Raw genomic sequence first — 15,179 nt, 5'->3', positions numbered from 1 at the left:
TCCACTCCCCCGAGGACCGCGCCCGGGCGTCAGCCCTTGACGCAGATGACCTGCTTGAGCTTGGCCACCACCCGCACGAGGTCGGTCTGCTGGTCGATGACCTGCTCGATCGACTTGTAGGCGCCGGGGATCTCGTCCACGACACCCGAGTCCTTGCGGCACTCGACGCCCTTGGTCTGCTCCGCAAGGTCCCGCGCCGAGAACTTCTTCTTCGCCGCCGTCCGGCTCATCTTCCGGCCCGCGCCGTGCGAGGCCGAGTTGAAGGACTTCTCGTTGCCGAGGCCCTTCACGATGTACGAGCCCGTCCCCATGGAGCCCGGGATGATCCCGTAGTCGCCGCTGCCGGCGCGGATCGCGCCCTTACGGGTGACCAGCAGGTCCATGCCGTCGTACCGCTCCTCCGCCACGTAGTTGTGGTGGCAGCTGATCTCCCGGTCGAAGGAGACCTTCGCCTTGCGGAACTCCTTGCGGACGACCTCCTTGAACAGGCTCATCATCACGGCCCTGTTGTACTTCGCGTATTCCTGAGCCCAGAAGAGGTCGTTGCGGTAGGCCTCCATCTCGGGGGTGGCCGCGAGGAAGACCGCGAGGTCCCGGTCCACCAGGCCCTGGTTGTGCGAAAGGCCGCGGGCCACGTTGATGTGGAAGTCCGCGAGCTCGTTGCCGATGTTCCGCGAGCCCGAGTGCAGCATGAGCCATACGGAACCGTCCGCATCCACACATACTTCACAGAAGTGATTTCCCTGGCCGAGGCTGCCCATCTGCCGCATCGCCCGGTCGCGTCGGAACTTCACCGCGTCCGCGATGTAGTCGAACCTCTCCCACAGGTCCCCGAACCCGGCGTCCGTGAACCCGTACAGGCGCGCCGGATCCAGCGCCTCCTTGTGCATCCCGGCCCCCACCGGAATCGCCTGCTCGATCCGCGACCGCAGCTTCGACAGGTCCCCCGGCAGGTCGTTCGCCGTCAGGGAGGTCTTCACCGCCGACATGCCGCAGCCGATGTCCACGCCCACCGCCGCCGGGCAGACGGCGTCCTTCATCGCGATCACCGAGCCGACCGTGGCGCCCTTGCCGTAGTGGACGTCCGGCATGACGGCCAGGCCCTTGATCCAGGGAAGGGTGGCCACGTTGCGCAGCTGCTGCATCGCGTGGTCCTCGACCGACGCCGGGTCGGCCCACATCCGGATCGGAACCTTCGCCCCGGGTACCTCTACATACGACATACGGAATCAATCCCCCGAAAACCACAGAAACGTCGGAATGCGCAAAAAGCCTCGCTCTTGATCCCAAATACGACAGGGGACCGGCGCCAGCACCAGCGTGTGCGATAGACATTGTGTCCATCCGCGCCCGAGCCGCGGCAACGCATTTTCCTGACCGTCGGGGGGCCCGCCGGTCGAAGGGAGCCATTGGACGTGCAGCGCAAGGCGGTACGGCGAGCCCTGCCGGGCATCGCGATGCTCACCGCACTCGTGGCCGGCGCGGCCGGCCTGACCGGGTGCACCGGCGGGAGCGGCACCGGCAGCACCAGCGACTCGAAGGCCGGCGGCAGCCAGGCCGCGCCCGCACAACCCGGGAAGTACCGCATCCTGCCCGCCCCCTGCAAGGCCGGCGCCGACAGCAAGCGGCTCAAGGCCATGCTCCCGGCCGCCGAGTCGCTCACCCCGGAGCAGCGCGACCAGGTCTACGCCGGCACCGCGGACGCCTCGTACGACGGCGACCGGCGCGTCGGCTGCCGCTGGAGCGCGCAGACGCCGGAGGAGACCCGGCTGCTGTCGGTCGGCTTCGAGCGCGTGGTGTCCTACGACCGGGCCGTCGCCAGCGACGACGACAAGGCGCACGCGGTGTACGTGCGCCAGCTGACCGACGCCAAGCTGCCCTTCCCCGGCCCGACGGCAAGCCCGGCCCCCACGCCGACCGCCACCGTCGCGCCCACCACTGCGGCCGCCCCGCAGCCCGGCGGCGGATCGCCCTCGCCCGCGAGCAGCCCGTCCGTCCCGGTCGAGCTGGGCTCGCGCGTCCTGGAGGGCCTCGGGAGCGAGGCGTTCGTCGAGGACAAGTTGAGCCCCGCGGGGGCCGCCGCGGCGCAGTCGCGCACCGTGCGGATTGTGTTCCGTACCTCGAATGTCATCGTCACGCTGGAGTACAGCGTGCAGCCCGCGGTGCCCGGCACGGTCCCGTCCAGCGCCGAAACCCAGGACAGGACAAGGCAGTTGGCGCAGGCTCTGGTCGAGCGTCTGGGCGAGTGAGGGGGGGCGGGCCGGGGCCGGGGGTGACGGCGCGCACAGCACGCCGCCACCCGATCGGGCTACCGTTGCCTGGGTCCCGCGTCCGGCCCCGTGTCCGAAGAAGACCCACAAACGCAGAAGGAAACATGCACCGATCAGCCTCGCGCCTCACCCGCGTTCTCGCCTGCGCAGCCGTCCCGGTGATACTCACCGTCGCCGGGTGCTCGTCCGACTCGGGCAAGGGCTCGGGCTCGGACGGCGGCAAGAAGTCCGATTCCTCCGCTTCCGGCCAGCCGAGCGCGAAGCCCTCCGCGACCCTGGAGAAGGCGGCGTACGCCACGCTTCCGGACCCCTGCAAGGCCGTCCAGGCCGCGACGGTCGACACGCTCGTCCCGGAGGCGAAGGACAAGAACGGCACGGCGACCAAGTCGAACGACCTGGCGAGCCGAGCCAGCTGCTCCTGGAACGGTCTGGACGAGGACGGTCTGAAGGGCTCGCAGTACCGCTGGCTGTCGATCTCCTTCTTCCGCTACGACTCGCAGGCCTCCCTCGGCAGCGCGAACAAGCGCGCGGAGGAGCAGTACAACAAGCAGGTCGAGGCGTCGAAGGCGGCCGAGGGCGCGCAGAACGTGAAGGCGGAGGCCGCGGGCGGGATCGGCGACCAGGGCACGTCGGTCGTGTACAGCGTGAAGAAGGACGTCGACTTCTTCAACACGACGATCGTGGCGCGCACGCAGAACGCGGTGGTCACGCTCGACTACAACGGTGCCGCGTACGAGGGTGCCGGCGCCCCGGACCAGGCGAAGCTGCTGGAGGACGCCATCGCGGCGGCGAAGGAGGCGGTGGCCTCGGTCGACGCGGCCAACAAGCAGCCGGAGCAGGCTCAGTCCCCGCAGCCCGCGCAGTAGGGGCGGGCCCGCCTGAGGCGTTGACACCGGGTCACCCGTACGCTGTGCCTGCCGCAGCCGGGTAAAGACTCGGTAAGTGTGCTCGACAAGGGGAGGGGATCGCGGATGGCGGCGATGCAGCTGACTCGTACGCACCGGATACTCATCGGCGTCGTGGTCGCCGGAGCCGTCGTCATCGCGGGCATCGGCTTCGCGGGCTCGTACTCCGCGGTCCGTGCCCTCGCCCTGCAGAAAGGCTTCGGCAGCTTCTCGCTGGTCTTCCCGATCGGCATCGACGCGGGCATCTGCGTCCTGCTCGCGCTGGACCTGCTGCTGACCTGGATCCGGATCCCCTTCCCCCTGCTGCGCCAGACGGCGTGGCTGCTGACCGCGGCGACGATCGCCTTCAACGGCGCCGCGGCCTGGCCGGACCCGCTGGGTGTCGGCATGCACGCCGTGATCCCGATCCTGTTCGTGGTGACGGTCGAGGCCGCCCGGCACGCGGTGGGCCGGATCGCGGACATCACCGCGGACCGGCACATGGAGGGCGTGCGCCTCACCCGGTGGCTGCTGTCGCCGGTGCCCACCTTCAAGCTGTGGCGGCGGATGAAGCTGTGGGAGCTGCGCTCCTACGAGCAGGCGGTCGGCATGGAGCAGGACCGGCTGATCTACCAGGCCCGGCTGCAGGCGCGGTACGGGCGGGCCTGGCGGCGCAAGGCTCCGGTGGAGGCGCTGATGCCGCTGAAGCTGGCCCGGATCGGCGTACCCCTCGCGCAGACGGCCCCGGAGGGGCTGGCGGCGGCGGGCATCGACCCGGCGCTGCTGCCCCCGGTGGCGGCCGCTCCGGCGCTGGCGCCGGCCTTGGAGGCGGCGGCCGCGCCGGCCGCCGGGCCCGGGCAGGAGGCCGCAGCGAAGGCCCAGGCACTCGCCCAGGGCCAGGCCCGGACCCAGGCCTTCGCCCCGGACCAGCCCCAGGACCAGCTCGTGGACCAGGGCCAGCTCGCGGGCCAGGGCCCGGTCCCGGCCGTCGCGGGCGGGCACGCCCCGCCGCCGTTCGCGGTGGACCCGACGGCGATGCCCGCGGCCCACAACAGCGCCTGGTTCGCGGCGCCGCTGGCTCCGCAGGCGGCGTACGAGGGCGGCTACAACCCCCAGTACGTCGAGGGCCTGGAGCCGACCCCGGTCATGCGCCCGGCGGGCCCGGAAGAGCCGCAGCCCGGCCCCCCGCAGGGTCCGGAGCAGGAGCAGCCGGTGCCGGCGCCCCGCCACGAGGAGGCTCCGGAGGCCGCCGACGGGCCGGACGAGGCGGAGTTCGCGGAGGTCGCGTACAAGGTGTTCCGTGCGCTGGTCGACGAGCAGAACGACTTCCCGACGGCGGAGGCGCTCGACATACACCTGTCGGACGGCTACGGCGTGACCCACCCGCGCAGCGGCTCGCTGCTGCGCCGCATGATCCCGGCGTTCAAGCAGCGCTACCAGAAGGACCTGGAGAACGAGCACATCGCCTGAGCCCGCACCACACGCCGGCCATGCGCAAAAGGGCCCGCACCCCGAGGGGTGCGGGCCCTTGCGCAGGGCGGTGCCGGCTCAGACGGCGAGCAGCTTGCGCACGCGGTCGGCGCCCACGGCCAGCAGCAGCGTGGGCAGGCGCGGCCCGGTCTCGCGGGTCACGAGGAGCCGGTAGAGCAGCGCGAAGAACGTCCGCTGCGCGACCTTGAGCTCCGGCGTCGGCTTGGCGTCGGGCTCGAGTCCGGCCATCACCTTGGGCACGCCGTAGACCAGCGTGGTCAGCCCGTCCAGGGACCAGTGCGAGTCCAGCCCCTCGAGCAGCAGGCGCAGCGACTCGCGCCCCTCGTCGTCCAGGGACGACAGCAGCTCCGCGTCGGGCTCCTCGCGTACGAGGGTCCGCTGGTCGGCGGGGACCTGGGTGGTGATCCAGTTCTCGGCGCGGTCCAGGCGCGGCCGTACCTCGTCGAGCGAGGTGAGCGGCTTCTGGGGGTCCAGGTCGCTCAGGATGCGCAGGGTCTGCTCGTCGTGGCCGGCGGTGATGTCGACGACGGACGCGAGCGTCCGGTACGGCATCGGCCGCGGGGTGCGCGGCAGCTCGTGCGAGGCGACCCGTACGGCGCGGCTGTGCGCGGCCGCGTCGGCGGGCAGCACGGAGCCGTCCGCCACCTTGGTCTCCAGCTTGTCCCATTCGTCGTAGAGCCGCTGGATCTCCTGGTCGAAGGCGATCTTGAAGGACTGGTTCGGGCGGCGGCGGGCGTACAGCCAGCGCAGCAGCTGCGGCTCCATGATCTTCAGCGCGTCGGCCGGGGTCGGGACCCCGCCCTTGCTGGAGGACATCTTCGCCATGCCGCTGATGCCCACGAACGCGTACATCGGGCCGATCGGCTGCTCGCCGCCGAAGATGTGCACGATCTGGCCGCCGACCTGGAAGGACGAGCCGGGCGAGGAGTGGTCGACGCCGGAGGGCTCGAACACGACGCCCTCGAAGGCCCAGCGCATCGGCCAGTCGACCTTCCAGACGAGCTTGCCGCGGTTGAACTCGCTGAGCTTGACCGTCTCGGTGAACTCGTCCTCGGTGCAGACGTAGGTCATCTCGGTCGTCTCGTCGTCGTACGAGGTGACCTTGGTGAAGTCCTTGCCGCACTCGGCGCAGTACGGCTTGTACGGGTAGTACCCGCCCTCGCCGGTGCTGCCGTCGTCCTCGGCGGCCGCGCCGGAGCCCTCGGCGGCCTCCAGCTCGGCCTCGTCGACCTGCTTCTGCTGGGGCTTCTTGCCGCCCGGCTTCTGCTTGGTGCGGTACTGGTCGAGGACGGCGTCGATGTCGCCGCGGTGCTTCATCGCGTGCAGCACCTGCTCGCGGTAGGCGCCGGAGGTGTACTGCTCGGTCTGGCTGATCGGGTCGTACTCGACGCCCAGCTCGGCCAGGGCCTCGACCATGGCGGCCTTGAAGTGCTCGGCCCAGTTCGGGTACGGGGAGCCCTCGGGCGCGGGCACGGCGGTCAGCGGGCGGCCGATGTGCCGGGCGTGCGATTCCTCGGTGACGCCGGGGATGCCCTTGGGGACCTTGCGGTAGCGGTCGTAGTCGTCCCACGAGATGAGGTGGCGGACCTCGTGGCCCCGGCGGCGGATCTCGTCCGCGACCAGGTGCGGGGTCATGACCTCGCGCAGGTTGCCCAGGTGGATCGGGCCGGAGGGGGAGAGGCCGGACGCGACGACGACAACCGGAGTTTTCTCGCCGGGTGCTCGGCGCTCCGCCTCGGCGATGACCTCGTCCGCGAAACGGGAGACCCAGTCGGTCTCGGTGCTGCTCTGCGCCACGACACGTCCTTCTATCTCGAATGCTGGCTCCAGCCATTCTCCCAGACGTCCGCGGTCGCTCCGCGGTTGTTTTCTTCCGCCGTTTTCTCCCGCCGTTTTCTCCCGCGAAACGGATGGCCCTCACGTGGGATACTCGGCACTTGTCGGAACAACCAAGTGCACCCACCGGCACAACCTCACAGGAACGGCAGCTCATGGCCTCGGTCCCTTCCCTCGCTTCTTCCGTCAATCAGCGTGTCGCGGACGCCCTCGCCTCGGCTCTGCCGCAGGCCGGTGCCGCCGACCCGCTGCTGCGACGAAGCGACCGGGCCGACTTCCAGGCCAACGGCATCCTGGCGCTCGCGAAGAAGGCCAAGGCCAACCCGCGCGAGCTGGCGACGACCGTGGTCGAGGGCATCGCGACCGGTGACCTGATCCAGGAGATCGAGGTCTCGGGTCCGGGCTTCCTCAACATCACCATCACCGACCGGGCGATCATCGAGACCCTGGCGGCGCGTGCGCTCGACGACCGGCTCGGCGTGCCGCTCGCGGCGAACCCGGGCACCACGGTGATCGACTACGCGCAGCCGAACGTCGCCAAGGAGATGCACGTCGGGCACCTGCGGTCCGCCGTGATCGGTGCGGCGATGGTGGAGATCCTGGAGTTCACGGGCGAGAAGGTGGTCCGCCGCCACCACATCGGCGACTGGGGCACCCAGTTCGGCATGCTCATCCAGTACCTGCTGGAGCACCCGCACGAGCTGGACCACAAGTCGGACGAGGAGGTCTCCGGCGAGGAGGCCATGTCCAACCTGAACCGGCTCTACAAGGCCTCGCGCGCCCTCTTCGACTCCGACGAGGAGTTCAAGACCCGCGCCCGGGCCCGGGTGGTGGACCTCCAGGCCGGCGACCCGGAGACGCTGGCGCTGTGGCAGCGGTTCGTGGACGAGTCGAAGATCTACTTCTACTCCGTCTTCAACAAGCTGGACATGGACATCCAGGACCCGGACGTGGTCGGCGAGTCCGGCTACAACGACATGCTGGTCGAGACGTGCAAGCTGCTGGAGGAGTCGGGCGTCGCCGTCCGCTCCAACGGCGCGCTGTGCGTGTTCTTCGACGACGTCAAGGGCCCGGACGGCAACCCGACCCCGCTGATCGTGCAGAAGTCGGACGGTGGCTTCGGCTACGCGGCCACCGACCTCTCGGCGATCCGCAACCGCGTCGCCGACCTGTCGGCGACCACCCTGATCTACGTGGTCGACGCGCGGCAGTCCCTGCACTTCAAGATGGTCTTCGAGACGGCCCGCCGGGCGGGCTGGCTGAACGACGGGGTCAAGGCCGTCCAGCTGGCCTTCGGCACGGTCCTCGGCAAGGACGGCAAGCCGTTCAAGACCCGCGAGGGCGAGACGGTCCGGCTGGTGGACCTGCTGGACGAAGCCGTCGAGCGGGCGACCGCCGTGGTGCGGGAGAAGGCCGAGAAGGTGGGCCTGACCGAGGCGGAGATCGTGGAGAACGGCCAGTACGTCGGCATCGGCGCGGTGAAGTACGCCGACCTGTCGACCTCGGCCGCGCGCGACTACAAGTTCGACCTGGACCAGATGGTCTCGCTCAACGGCGACACCTCCGTGTACCTCCAGTACGCGTACGCCCGGATCAAGTCCATCCTGCGCAGGGCGGGCGACCGCAAGCCGGTCGCGCACCCGGAGCTGGAGCTGGCCCCGGCCGAGCGCGCGCTGGGCCTGCACCTGGACCACTTCGGCGAGCTGATCGCCGAGGCGGCCGCGGAGCACGCCCCGCACAAGGTGGCCGCGTACCTCTACCAGCTGTCCTCGCTGTTCACGACGTTCTACGACCAGTGCCCGGTCGTGAAGCCCGAGCCGGAACTCGTCGTGGGCGAGAACCGCCTGTTCCTGTGCGACCTGACGGCCCGCACGCTGACCAAGGGCATGTCCCTGCTCGGCATCCGCACGCCCGAGAAGCTCTGACGGCTTCCCCGGCGCCCCACGCACGGCGGCCCCGCCTCCCCTTCCTGGAGGCGGGGCCGCCGTCGTTCAGGGGCGGGCGTTGGTCATGTACCAGTAGTAGGCCTGGGCAGCACCGACGACCGTCCCGGCGACGACGGACAGGAACCGCCTCGTCTGCCTGTTCTGCAGTGCGACCGACCCGCCCGGACCGGCGACCACATCCCAGTGGAACGATTCGCCGGTGCCCTGGTCGATGCGGATGGATTCGCCCGCGGACGCCAGGCTGAAGCTGTCCTGGGACGCGTCCATGTTCACGAGCGATATGGAGCCGTCGTTGTTCCCGGCCACCCGCCAGACGGCGTTGTCGTGCCGGCTGCCGTACCAGAGCCGGCTGGCCTGGCACACGACGGAACCGAAGTAGTCGTTGTCGCCGAGCCACTGGTCGGGCGCGTCCCGGGGTGCCATGACGTAGGTCTGCCCGGGTGTCACCGCCATCACGCCCACGGAGGCGGGGGCCGGGGCGGGGGCCGGGGCGGCCGAGGCCGAACCGCCGGCGATCACGGTCAGCGCGGCGGCGCACGCCACCGCTGCGATGCGTCGGTTCATCGTCAGCCCTTCGTCACGGTGAAGGTGACGGAGGCGTTGTCGCCGCTGCCGCCGCCCTGCCTGCAGTTGAAGCCCTCCGGGACGTGGCAGTAGTAGCTGTTGCTGCCCGCGTAGGGGTTGTTCCAGCCGATGCTGACGTTGCCCACGTCCACCATGCTGAACACCGCCGCTCCCTCCGTCCCGGTCATGAAGCCGTTCGACTCCGAGCGCCAGGTGCCGTCGCCGAAGGGGTACACGCGGTCCGGCGGGACCATGTTGTCGCTCCACGTGCCGTGCACCAGGCTCGACGAGGTGCGGTCCATCGTGTGGGGGGTGCGGTTCTGCAGCTTGACCTGTGTGCTGCGGGCCGCCGTCGCCGAGAACGACCCGTCCTGCGCACCCGCGGGTGCGGCGGCCGCCTTCGCCCCGTTCCGGCCGATGGTGAAGGTGACCGTCGCGTTGTTGCCGCCGCCGCCCGTGCGCGAACAGGTGTAGCCGGTGGGTACGGAGCAGCTGTAGGAGTTGCCTCCGACGTAGGGATTGTTCCAGTGGATGGCGGCCTCGCCGTCGTTCCCGAGGGAATACCACGCGCTGCCCTGCGTCCCCGTCATCATCCCCGAGGAGTGAGAGCCCCACGTGGCCGATTTCAGGCCCGCGATCGTCTCCGGCGGTGTTGCGTCGTCCCACACCCCGTGCAGGAGCTCCGTGTAGTTGCGGTACATCGTCGTCGAGGTCTCGTTGACGACGTTCACCTCGGTGCTGCGCGCCGACTGCGCGACCACCGCGGACTGCTGTGAGGTGTCGTTCCCGGTCGCGGCGACGGCCGTGACGGCCGGGGCGAGCGCCATGGCGGCCGCCATGACCGCGACGGCGGCGCCGCGTGCTCCTCTGTGGAATCCCGAGTGGGTCGACATGTCTGTCTCCTTGTTCCTCGTTCCGGCTTCGCAGCGATGAGCTTGCCGACGCGGCCTAACGGGGATCTAACGCGGATTCCGGCTGTGTTGGTGTAGTTGGTGAACCACTTCCCGCCTTTATGCCTCTTCGCCCCCGAGTGGGTTCCCAAGGGTTCGTAGGGTGCTGGTCAGGAACGACGTGGGGCGGGTGGGGCACGTGATGGACTTCCGGTTGCTCGGGCCGGTGTCGGCCTTCTCGGGGCGGGCCGAGATACCGCTCGGGCCGCCCAAGCGCAGAGCCCTGCTGGCTCTGCTCGTCCTGGCGGACGGCGCTCCCGTGGGGGCCGAGCGGATCAGCGAGGCGCTGTGGGACGACCGGCCGCCGACACACGCCCGGACGGTCGTGTACGGCCACGTGTCCGCCCTGCGCGGCCTGTTGCGCGCCGATCGGGACACCGACGTCGTCACGCGGGACAGCGGGTACGTGCTGCGCGCCGCGCCGGGCTCGGCGGACCTGTGGCGCTTCCGCGAGCTGGTGCGCCGGTCCGCGGCCGCGCCGCCGGGGCAGGAGCCGGCGGAGCTGCTGCGGGAGGCCCTCGGGCTGTGGCGCGGCCCGGTGCTCGCCGGGGCGGGCGACACCCCGTTGATCACCGCGGCGGCCGACCGGCTGGTGGAGGAACACCTCGCCGCGCTGGAGGACTTCGCCGCCGCCTCGTACGCGTGCGGCCGGCACGCGCAGGCCCTGGCGCTGCTGTGGCCGGCCGCCGAGCGGCACCCGCTGCGCGAGTCCCTGATCGCCGCACTCGTCCGCGCGCTGCACCACGCGGACCGTCAGGCCGACGCCGTCGAGCTCTACCGCCGCACGCAGCGCCGGCTCGCCCGGGAACTCGGTGTCGACCCGGGCGCCGCGCTGTCCGAGGCGTACGTGGCCCTGCTGCGCGGCAGGCCCCAGCAGGCCGTGCAGGCGCAACGGCCCCGTCGGTCCCCACCGTCTCCGCAAATCCCGCCGCCCCCACCGCCCGCCGGCCCCGCCGCGCGCATCCCGGCGGCGCCTTCGCGGACGCCGGCCCGGCGGCAGAGCGCCCGCCCGGCCACCCGTCCGGCGGCTCAGCCCGCTCAGCCCGCTCAGACGGCTCAGCCCGCTCAGACGGCTCAGCCCGCTCAGACGGCTCAGCCCGCTCAGGCAGCTCAGGCAGCTCAGGCAGCTCAGGCGGCTCAGCCGGCCACCCGTCCGGCGGCCGGGTCCCGGCCCGCGCCGCCCTTCCTCTTACCGCGCGCTCCCGCCGGCTTCGTCAGCCGCACGGACGACCTGGCGCGGCTCACCGGCATCGCCCGCTCGGACCAGGCACCGCTCAGCGTGGTCACCGGCCCGGCCGGGGTCGGCAAGACCTCGCTCGCCGTCCACTGGGCGTACGCGCACGCCGCCGACTTCCCCGACGGCATCCTCTACGCCGATCTGCGCGCCGGGGAGCCGGACGGCACCGGCCCCCAGACGACCGGTGTCCTGCACGACTTCCTGCAGGCCCTCGGCGTCCCGGAGGAGCGCCTCCCCGCCGAAGCGCGCGCCGCGGAGAACCTGTACCGCGCGACGCTCACCGGTCGCCGCGCGCTCGTCCTGCTCGACAACGCCCGCGACTCGGTCCAGGTCCGCCCCCTGCTGCCCGGCGCGCCCGGCTGCACCGTGCTCGTCACCAGCCGCAACCGGCTGGAAGGGCTCGTGGCCACCGACTGCGCGCGGCTGCTGCCGCTCGGGCGGCTGGCCCCCGCCGACGGGGTGCGGGTCCTGCGCACCGTCATCGGCGACGGCCGGGTGGAGGCGGAGCCCGCCGCCGCCGAGGAACTGTCCGTCCTGTGCGACGGCCTTCCGCTGGCCCTGCGGCTGGCCGCCGCCCGGCTCGCGGCACGGCCCCGGCTCGCCCTGCGCACCATGGCCGACGGGCTGGTCGACGAACACCAGCGGCTGTCCCTGCTGAGCGGCGAGGACCTCGGGGTCGGGGCGACCTTGCGGATGAGCGTGCAGCAACTGCCGCCGGACGCCGCGCTGCTGTTCCGGCAGCTCGCCCTGCACGTGGGATCCGAACTCGACGCCGGCGCCGCGGCCGCCCTCAGCGGCCTGCCCGCCCCGGCCGCCCGCGGCGCCCTGGAGGACCTCGCCACGGCCCACCTCCTCGAGGAGCGGACCAGCGACCGGTACCTGATGCACGATCTGACCCGCCTGTACGCCCGTTCCTGCGCCGGCCTGGCCGACGCCGGGGGCCTGCACCGGCTGCTGGTGCACTACCTGGCCGCCGCCCGGGCCGCCACGGCGGCGGCCGAACCGGGCAGCCAGCCCTGCTGCACCCTGCCCGCCGGGGTGCTCCCGCCCGGTCCGCCGCCCGTCTTCGCCGGCCGCGCCGAGGCGATGGCCTGGCTGGGCACCGAGCGGGCCAACCTGACCGCGGCGGTCGCCGCTGCGGCCGACGCCGGGCACCCCGAGCTGGCCTGGCGCACCGCCGTACAGCTGTGGCCGCTCGTCGTGCGCCAGGTGCACGACGGGTGGGAGCCGACCCTGCGGCGCGCCCTGGACGCCGCCACCGCGCTCGACGATCCCGATGCCCGCTCGCGGCTGGGCTCGCTGCTCGGCTGGGTCCTCACCGAGAACGGACAGCACACCGAGGCACTGGAGCACCTGAGCCGGGCGCCGGAGCTGGCACTGCGGGCGGCGGACCCGGTCGGCCACGTCATCGCCCTGGTCAACTGGGCCGGCGCGCTGGAGCGCGCGGACGACCTGCCGGGCGCCGGGGAGTTGCGCGAACGGGCCGCGCGCATGGCTCAGGACCTCGGTCACCCCCACACCGAGGTCCTGGCCCTCTACCACCTGGCCGCGCACTGCCTGGCGACCGGGCGTCCGGGCGAGGCGCTGGCCCACGGCCGCCGGGGCCTGGAGCTGGCCTCCGAGGAGCAGTCGGACGAGCGCCGGGCGCTGCTGCTGGACACCTGCGGCAAGGCGCTGCGCGCCCTCGGCCGCGGCGAGGAGGCCCGCCGCTGCCTGTCGCGGGCGGCGGCCCTCACCGGGCGCCGGGCGCCGGGCGGCGAGGGCTCACCGGCTCCGGCCCGCGGGCAGCAGCGTCAGAGCCACCCCACCTCGAAGGTCACCGAGGCGTTGTTGCCGGGGCCTCCGGTCTGCCGGCACGAGTAGCCGGACGGCGCGCGGCAGCCGTACTTGTTGCTGCCGAAGTACGGGTTGTTCCAGTAGATCTCCACGGGTCCGTGCTGCGTCCCGAAGACCGCCAGCCCCTCGGTGCCGGTCAGGACGCCGTTGGACTCCGACTGCCAGGTGCCCGAGGAGTCCGCGGCGATCGTCGCGGGCGGCTCCGGGTACCACATCCCGTGGACCAGCGAGGCCTCCCAACGCGTCCAGGCCAGGGGGGTCCTGTTGGTCAGCGTGACCTTGGTGCTGCGTGCCGCCTGGGTCCCGGGGACGGTCTGCTGCCGCTCCGCGGCGGCCCCGGCGGGCTGCGCCACCGCGTGCGCGGGGCCGGCCGCGACACCGGCGAGGAGCGCCGCGGCCCCGGCCGCCGCCAGGCGCCGTGCCATCCGTCCCCGGGACGTACTGCGTTGCCCGTACCACTGAACCGCTGCGTCCACGGCCGTCTCCCTGTCTGCGTCTGGTCCGTCTCTCCGACGGGAGGAGACGCTGCCGCAGGGCCCTAACGCCCGGTATGACGCGGTCCTAACGCCGGCCCGTACGCCGTTGGCATTTCGTGATGTTCAAGCCACCCACATTCACGCCATCCCCACTAATCTGATCACGTTCAAAAGACATGCATGGGGGGAACACAAATGAAGAAGATCAAGCGCATCGCGGCCGTAGCCGCCGTGGCCGTGGCGGGACCGACCATCCTGACCGCCACGCCCGCGCTGGCCGCCGAGCAGCCGGCCGTGAGCGTCCCGGACACGGCGCCGAAGGACGACGCCACCGCCGACGCCGGCGCGCCGACCACGCCGGTCGTGGAGACTCCCGTCGCGGAGAAGCCCGCCGAGCAGCCGCCGGCCCCGGTCGTGGAGAAGCCCGCACCGCCCGCACCGGCCCCGGCCCCGGCGCCCGCCGAGCAGCCCGCGAAGGACGCCAAGCCCTCCACGGACGAGCAGGACGCGGACGCCGACGGGATCCTGATGGGCCCCGAGGTCACCGTCGCGGGCATCCCGAAGGACGGCTTCAAGGCCGATGGCGGCTGGACCCCGCTGAAGGTGACGGTCGACAACTCCGGCCACCTCGCCGTCCCGAACTACACGCCCTCCCTGACCGTGTTCGAGGAGAACGACAAGTTCAAGTCCTCGCAGGTCAAGGTCGAATGGCGGGCCGGCGACGGGGCCTGGCAGGCCGCCAAGCCCGTCCAGAGCGCCGAGCTCGGCCCGGGCCTCCAGTACGACCTGGGAACCACCCCGAACCTCCCCACGGACAAGGTCTACACGGTCGACGTGCGGATCAGCTTCGCGGCGGACACCCCGGTGCTGCCCTTCGAGCTGTACTCGGACGGCAAGAGCCGCAGCGGGGCCGACACCAACCACTCCCCCGCCACCTGGTACAGCACCAAGATCAGCGGGGCGACGGGCGGCGAGGAGAACCCCTTCGTCGAGGGCCCCAAGCTGACCCTCAACGGCGTGGCGGAGACCGTCAAGGCGGGCGGCGACTGGAGCAACCTGTCGGTGCGCGTGGACAACTCCGGCAAGGAGGCCCTGGCGGGCTTCAACGTCGGACTGGGCCTGTCCCGCCCCGACTGGGTCTCGATGAAGGGCTCCCAGATCGAGGTCGAGGTCCTCAGCAAGGACAAGGACGGCAACGCCGGCTGGCACGAGGCCGAGATCCGCGACCAGGAGGAGGGCGTCTTCTTCGGGGCCGACCTGGCCGGCGGCCCGGTCGCCGCGGGCCAGAGCTTCGACGTCCAGGTCCGCGTCCGCCTGGCGAAGGACGCGCCGCTCGGCGACCTGACCCTCACCGCGTGGGGTTCGTCGCAGGTCGGCCCGGACACCCCGGCGCCGTGGGCGCAGTCGCGCTCGCAGGGCCGCCTGACGAAGATCGTCGCCGCCGACCCGGCCACCGGCGACAACGGCAACCAGCCGAACCCGAACGGCGGCGCCAAGCCGATCGTCGACACCACCACCGGCGGCTCCACCGGCGGCGAACTCGCCGCCACCGGCGCCGACGCGGCCACCAGCTGGGCCCTCGGCGGCGCGGGCGTGGCCCTCGCCCTGGGCGCCGCCCTGGTCGCGGGCACCGGCCGCCGCCGCCGCACCACCGCCTGAGGCGCGACCGGGCCGTTCACCCGAACGGCC

At 72.1% G+C, this 15,179-nt stretch carries 11 protein-coding genes; 6 read left to right on the top strand and 5 right to left on the bottom strand.

The window, feature by feature from the left end; all coding sequences use genetic code 11:
* Positions 1-29 precede the first annotated feature (29 nt).
* Positions 30-1,223, bottom strand: a complete 1,194-nt coding sequence (locus AB0D66_RS28120) for an RtcB family protein (RefSeq protein ID WP_362309275.1) — start codon at positions 1,221-1,223, stop codon at positions 30-32.
* 192 nt (positions 1,224-1,415) lie between these two features.
* On the opposite strand from AB0D66_RS28120, the gene AB0D66_RS28115 reads away from it, so the two are divergent.
* From AB0D66_RS28115 to AB0D66_RS28105, 3 genes are all read left to right on the top strand, one after another.
* Entirely contained in the window at positions 1,416-2,249 is an 834-nt protein-coding gene (locus AB0D66_RS28115) for a DUF3558 domain-containing protein (protein ID WP_362309272.1), read from the top strand.
* A gap of 125 nt (positions 2,250-2,374) precedes the next feature.
* Positions 2,375-3,136, top strand: coding sequence for a DUF3558 family protein (locus AB0D66_RS28110; protein ID WP_362309269.1), 762 nt, complete (start codon positions 2,375-2,377; stop codon positions 3,134-3,136).
* Between the two features lie 105 nt (positions 3,137-3,241).
* Positions 3,242-4,624: a DUF2637 domain-containing protein gene (locus AB0D66_RS28105; RefSeq protein ID WP_362309266.1), complete on the top strand. Its 1,383-nt coding sequence runs from the start codon at positions 3,242-3,244 to the stop codon at positions 4,622-4,624.
* Between the two features lie 78 nt (positions 4,625-4,702).
* Here the strand turns inward: AB0D66_RS28105 and lysS are convergent, their stop codons facing one another.
* Entirely contained in the window at positions 4,703-6,442 is a 1,740-nt protein-coding gene (lysS, locus tag AB0D66_RS28100; protein WP_362309264.1) for a lysine--tRNA ligase, read from the bottom strand.
* 194 nt (positions 6,443-6,636) lie between these two features.
* On the opposite strand from lysS, the gene argS reads away from it, so the two are divergent.
* The gene (argS, locus tag AB0D66_RS28095) at positions 6,637-8,406 is read left to right on the top strand and encodes an arginine--tRNA ligase (protein WP_362309261.1); all 1,770 of its coding nucleotides are present in this window, start codon (positions 6,637-6,639) and stop codon (positions 8,404-8,406) included.
* A gap of 66 nt (positions 8,407-8,472) precedes the next feature.
* Here argS and AB0D66_RS28090 read toward each other — a convergent pair whose 3' ends face one another.
* A complete protein-coding gene (locus AB0D66_RS28090; RefSeq protein ID WP_362309258.1) occupies positions 8,473-8,991 on the bottom strand; it encodes a hypothetical protein in 519 nt (172 codons plus the stop codon).
* Positions 8,992-8,993: 2 nt separating this feature from the next.
* Positions 8,994-9,884: a Crystal protein ET79 gene (locus AB0D66_RS28085; protein ID WP_362309255.1), complete on the bottom strand. Its 891-nt coding sequence runs from the start codon at positions 9,882-9,884 to the stop codon at positions 8,994-8,996.
* A 160-nt stretch (positions 9,885-10,044) separates the two neighbouring features.
* Here AB0D66_RS28085 and AB0D66_RS28080 point away from each other — a divergent pair, with 160 nt between their 5' ends.
* Positions 10,045-13,041, top strand: coding sequence for a BTAD domain-containing putative transcriptional regulator (locus AB0D66_RS28080; RefSeq protein ID WP_362309252.1), 2,997 nt, complete (start codon positions 10,045-10,047; stop codon positions 13,039-13,041).
* Here AB0D66_RS28080 and AB0D66_RS28075 read toward each other — a convergent pair.
* Positions 12,972-13,439, bottom strand: a complete 468-nt coding sequence (locus AB0D66_RS28075) for a hypothetical protein (RefSeq protein ID WP_362309249.1) — start codon at positions 13,437-13,439, stop codon at positions 12,972-12,974. The two genes, AB0D66_RS28080 and AB0D66_RS28075, sit on opposite strands and share 70 nt — an antisense overlap.
* 246 nt (positions 13,440-13,685) lie before the next feature.
* On the opposite strand from AB0D66_RS28075, the gene AB0D66_RS28070 reads away from it, so the two are divergent.
* Entirely contained in the window at positions 13,686-15,149 is a 1,464-nt protein-coding gene (locus tag AB0D66_RS28070; RefSeq protein WP_362309246.1) for a hypothetical protein, read from the top strand.
* Positions 15,150-15,179: the final 30 nt, after the last annotated feature.

Origin of the sequence: Streptomyces sp. NPDC048270 (assembly GCF_040652335.1) — a bacterium.
In the GTDB taxonomy this organism is placed as follows: domain Bacteria; phylum Actinomycetota; class Actinomycetes; order Streptomycetales; family Streptomycetaceae; genus Streptomyces.
This window is presented reverse-complemented; position numbering and strand designations above follow the sequence as displayed.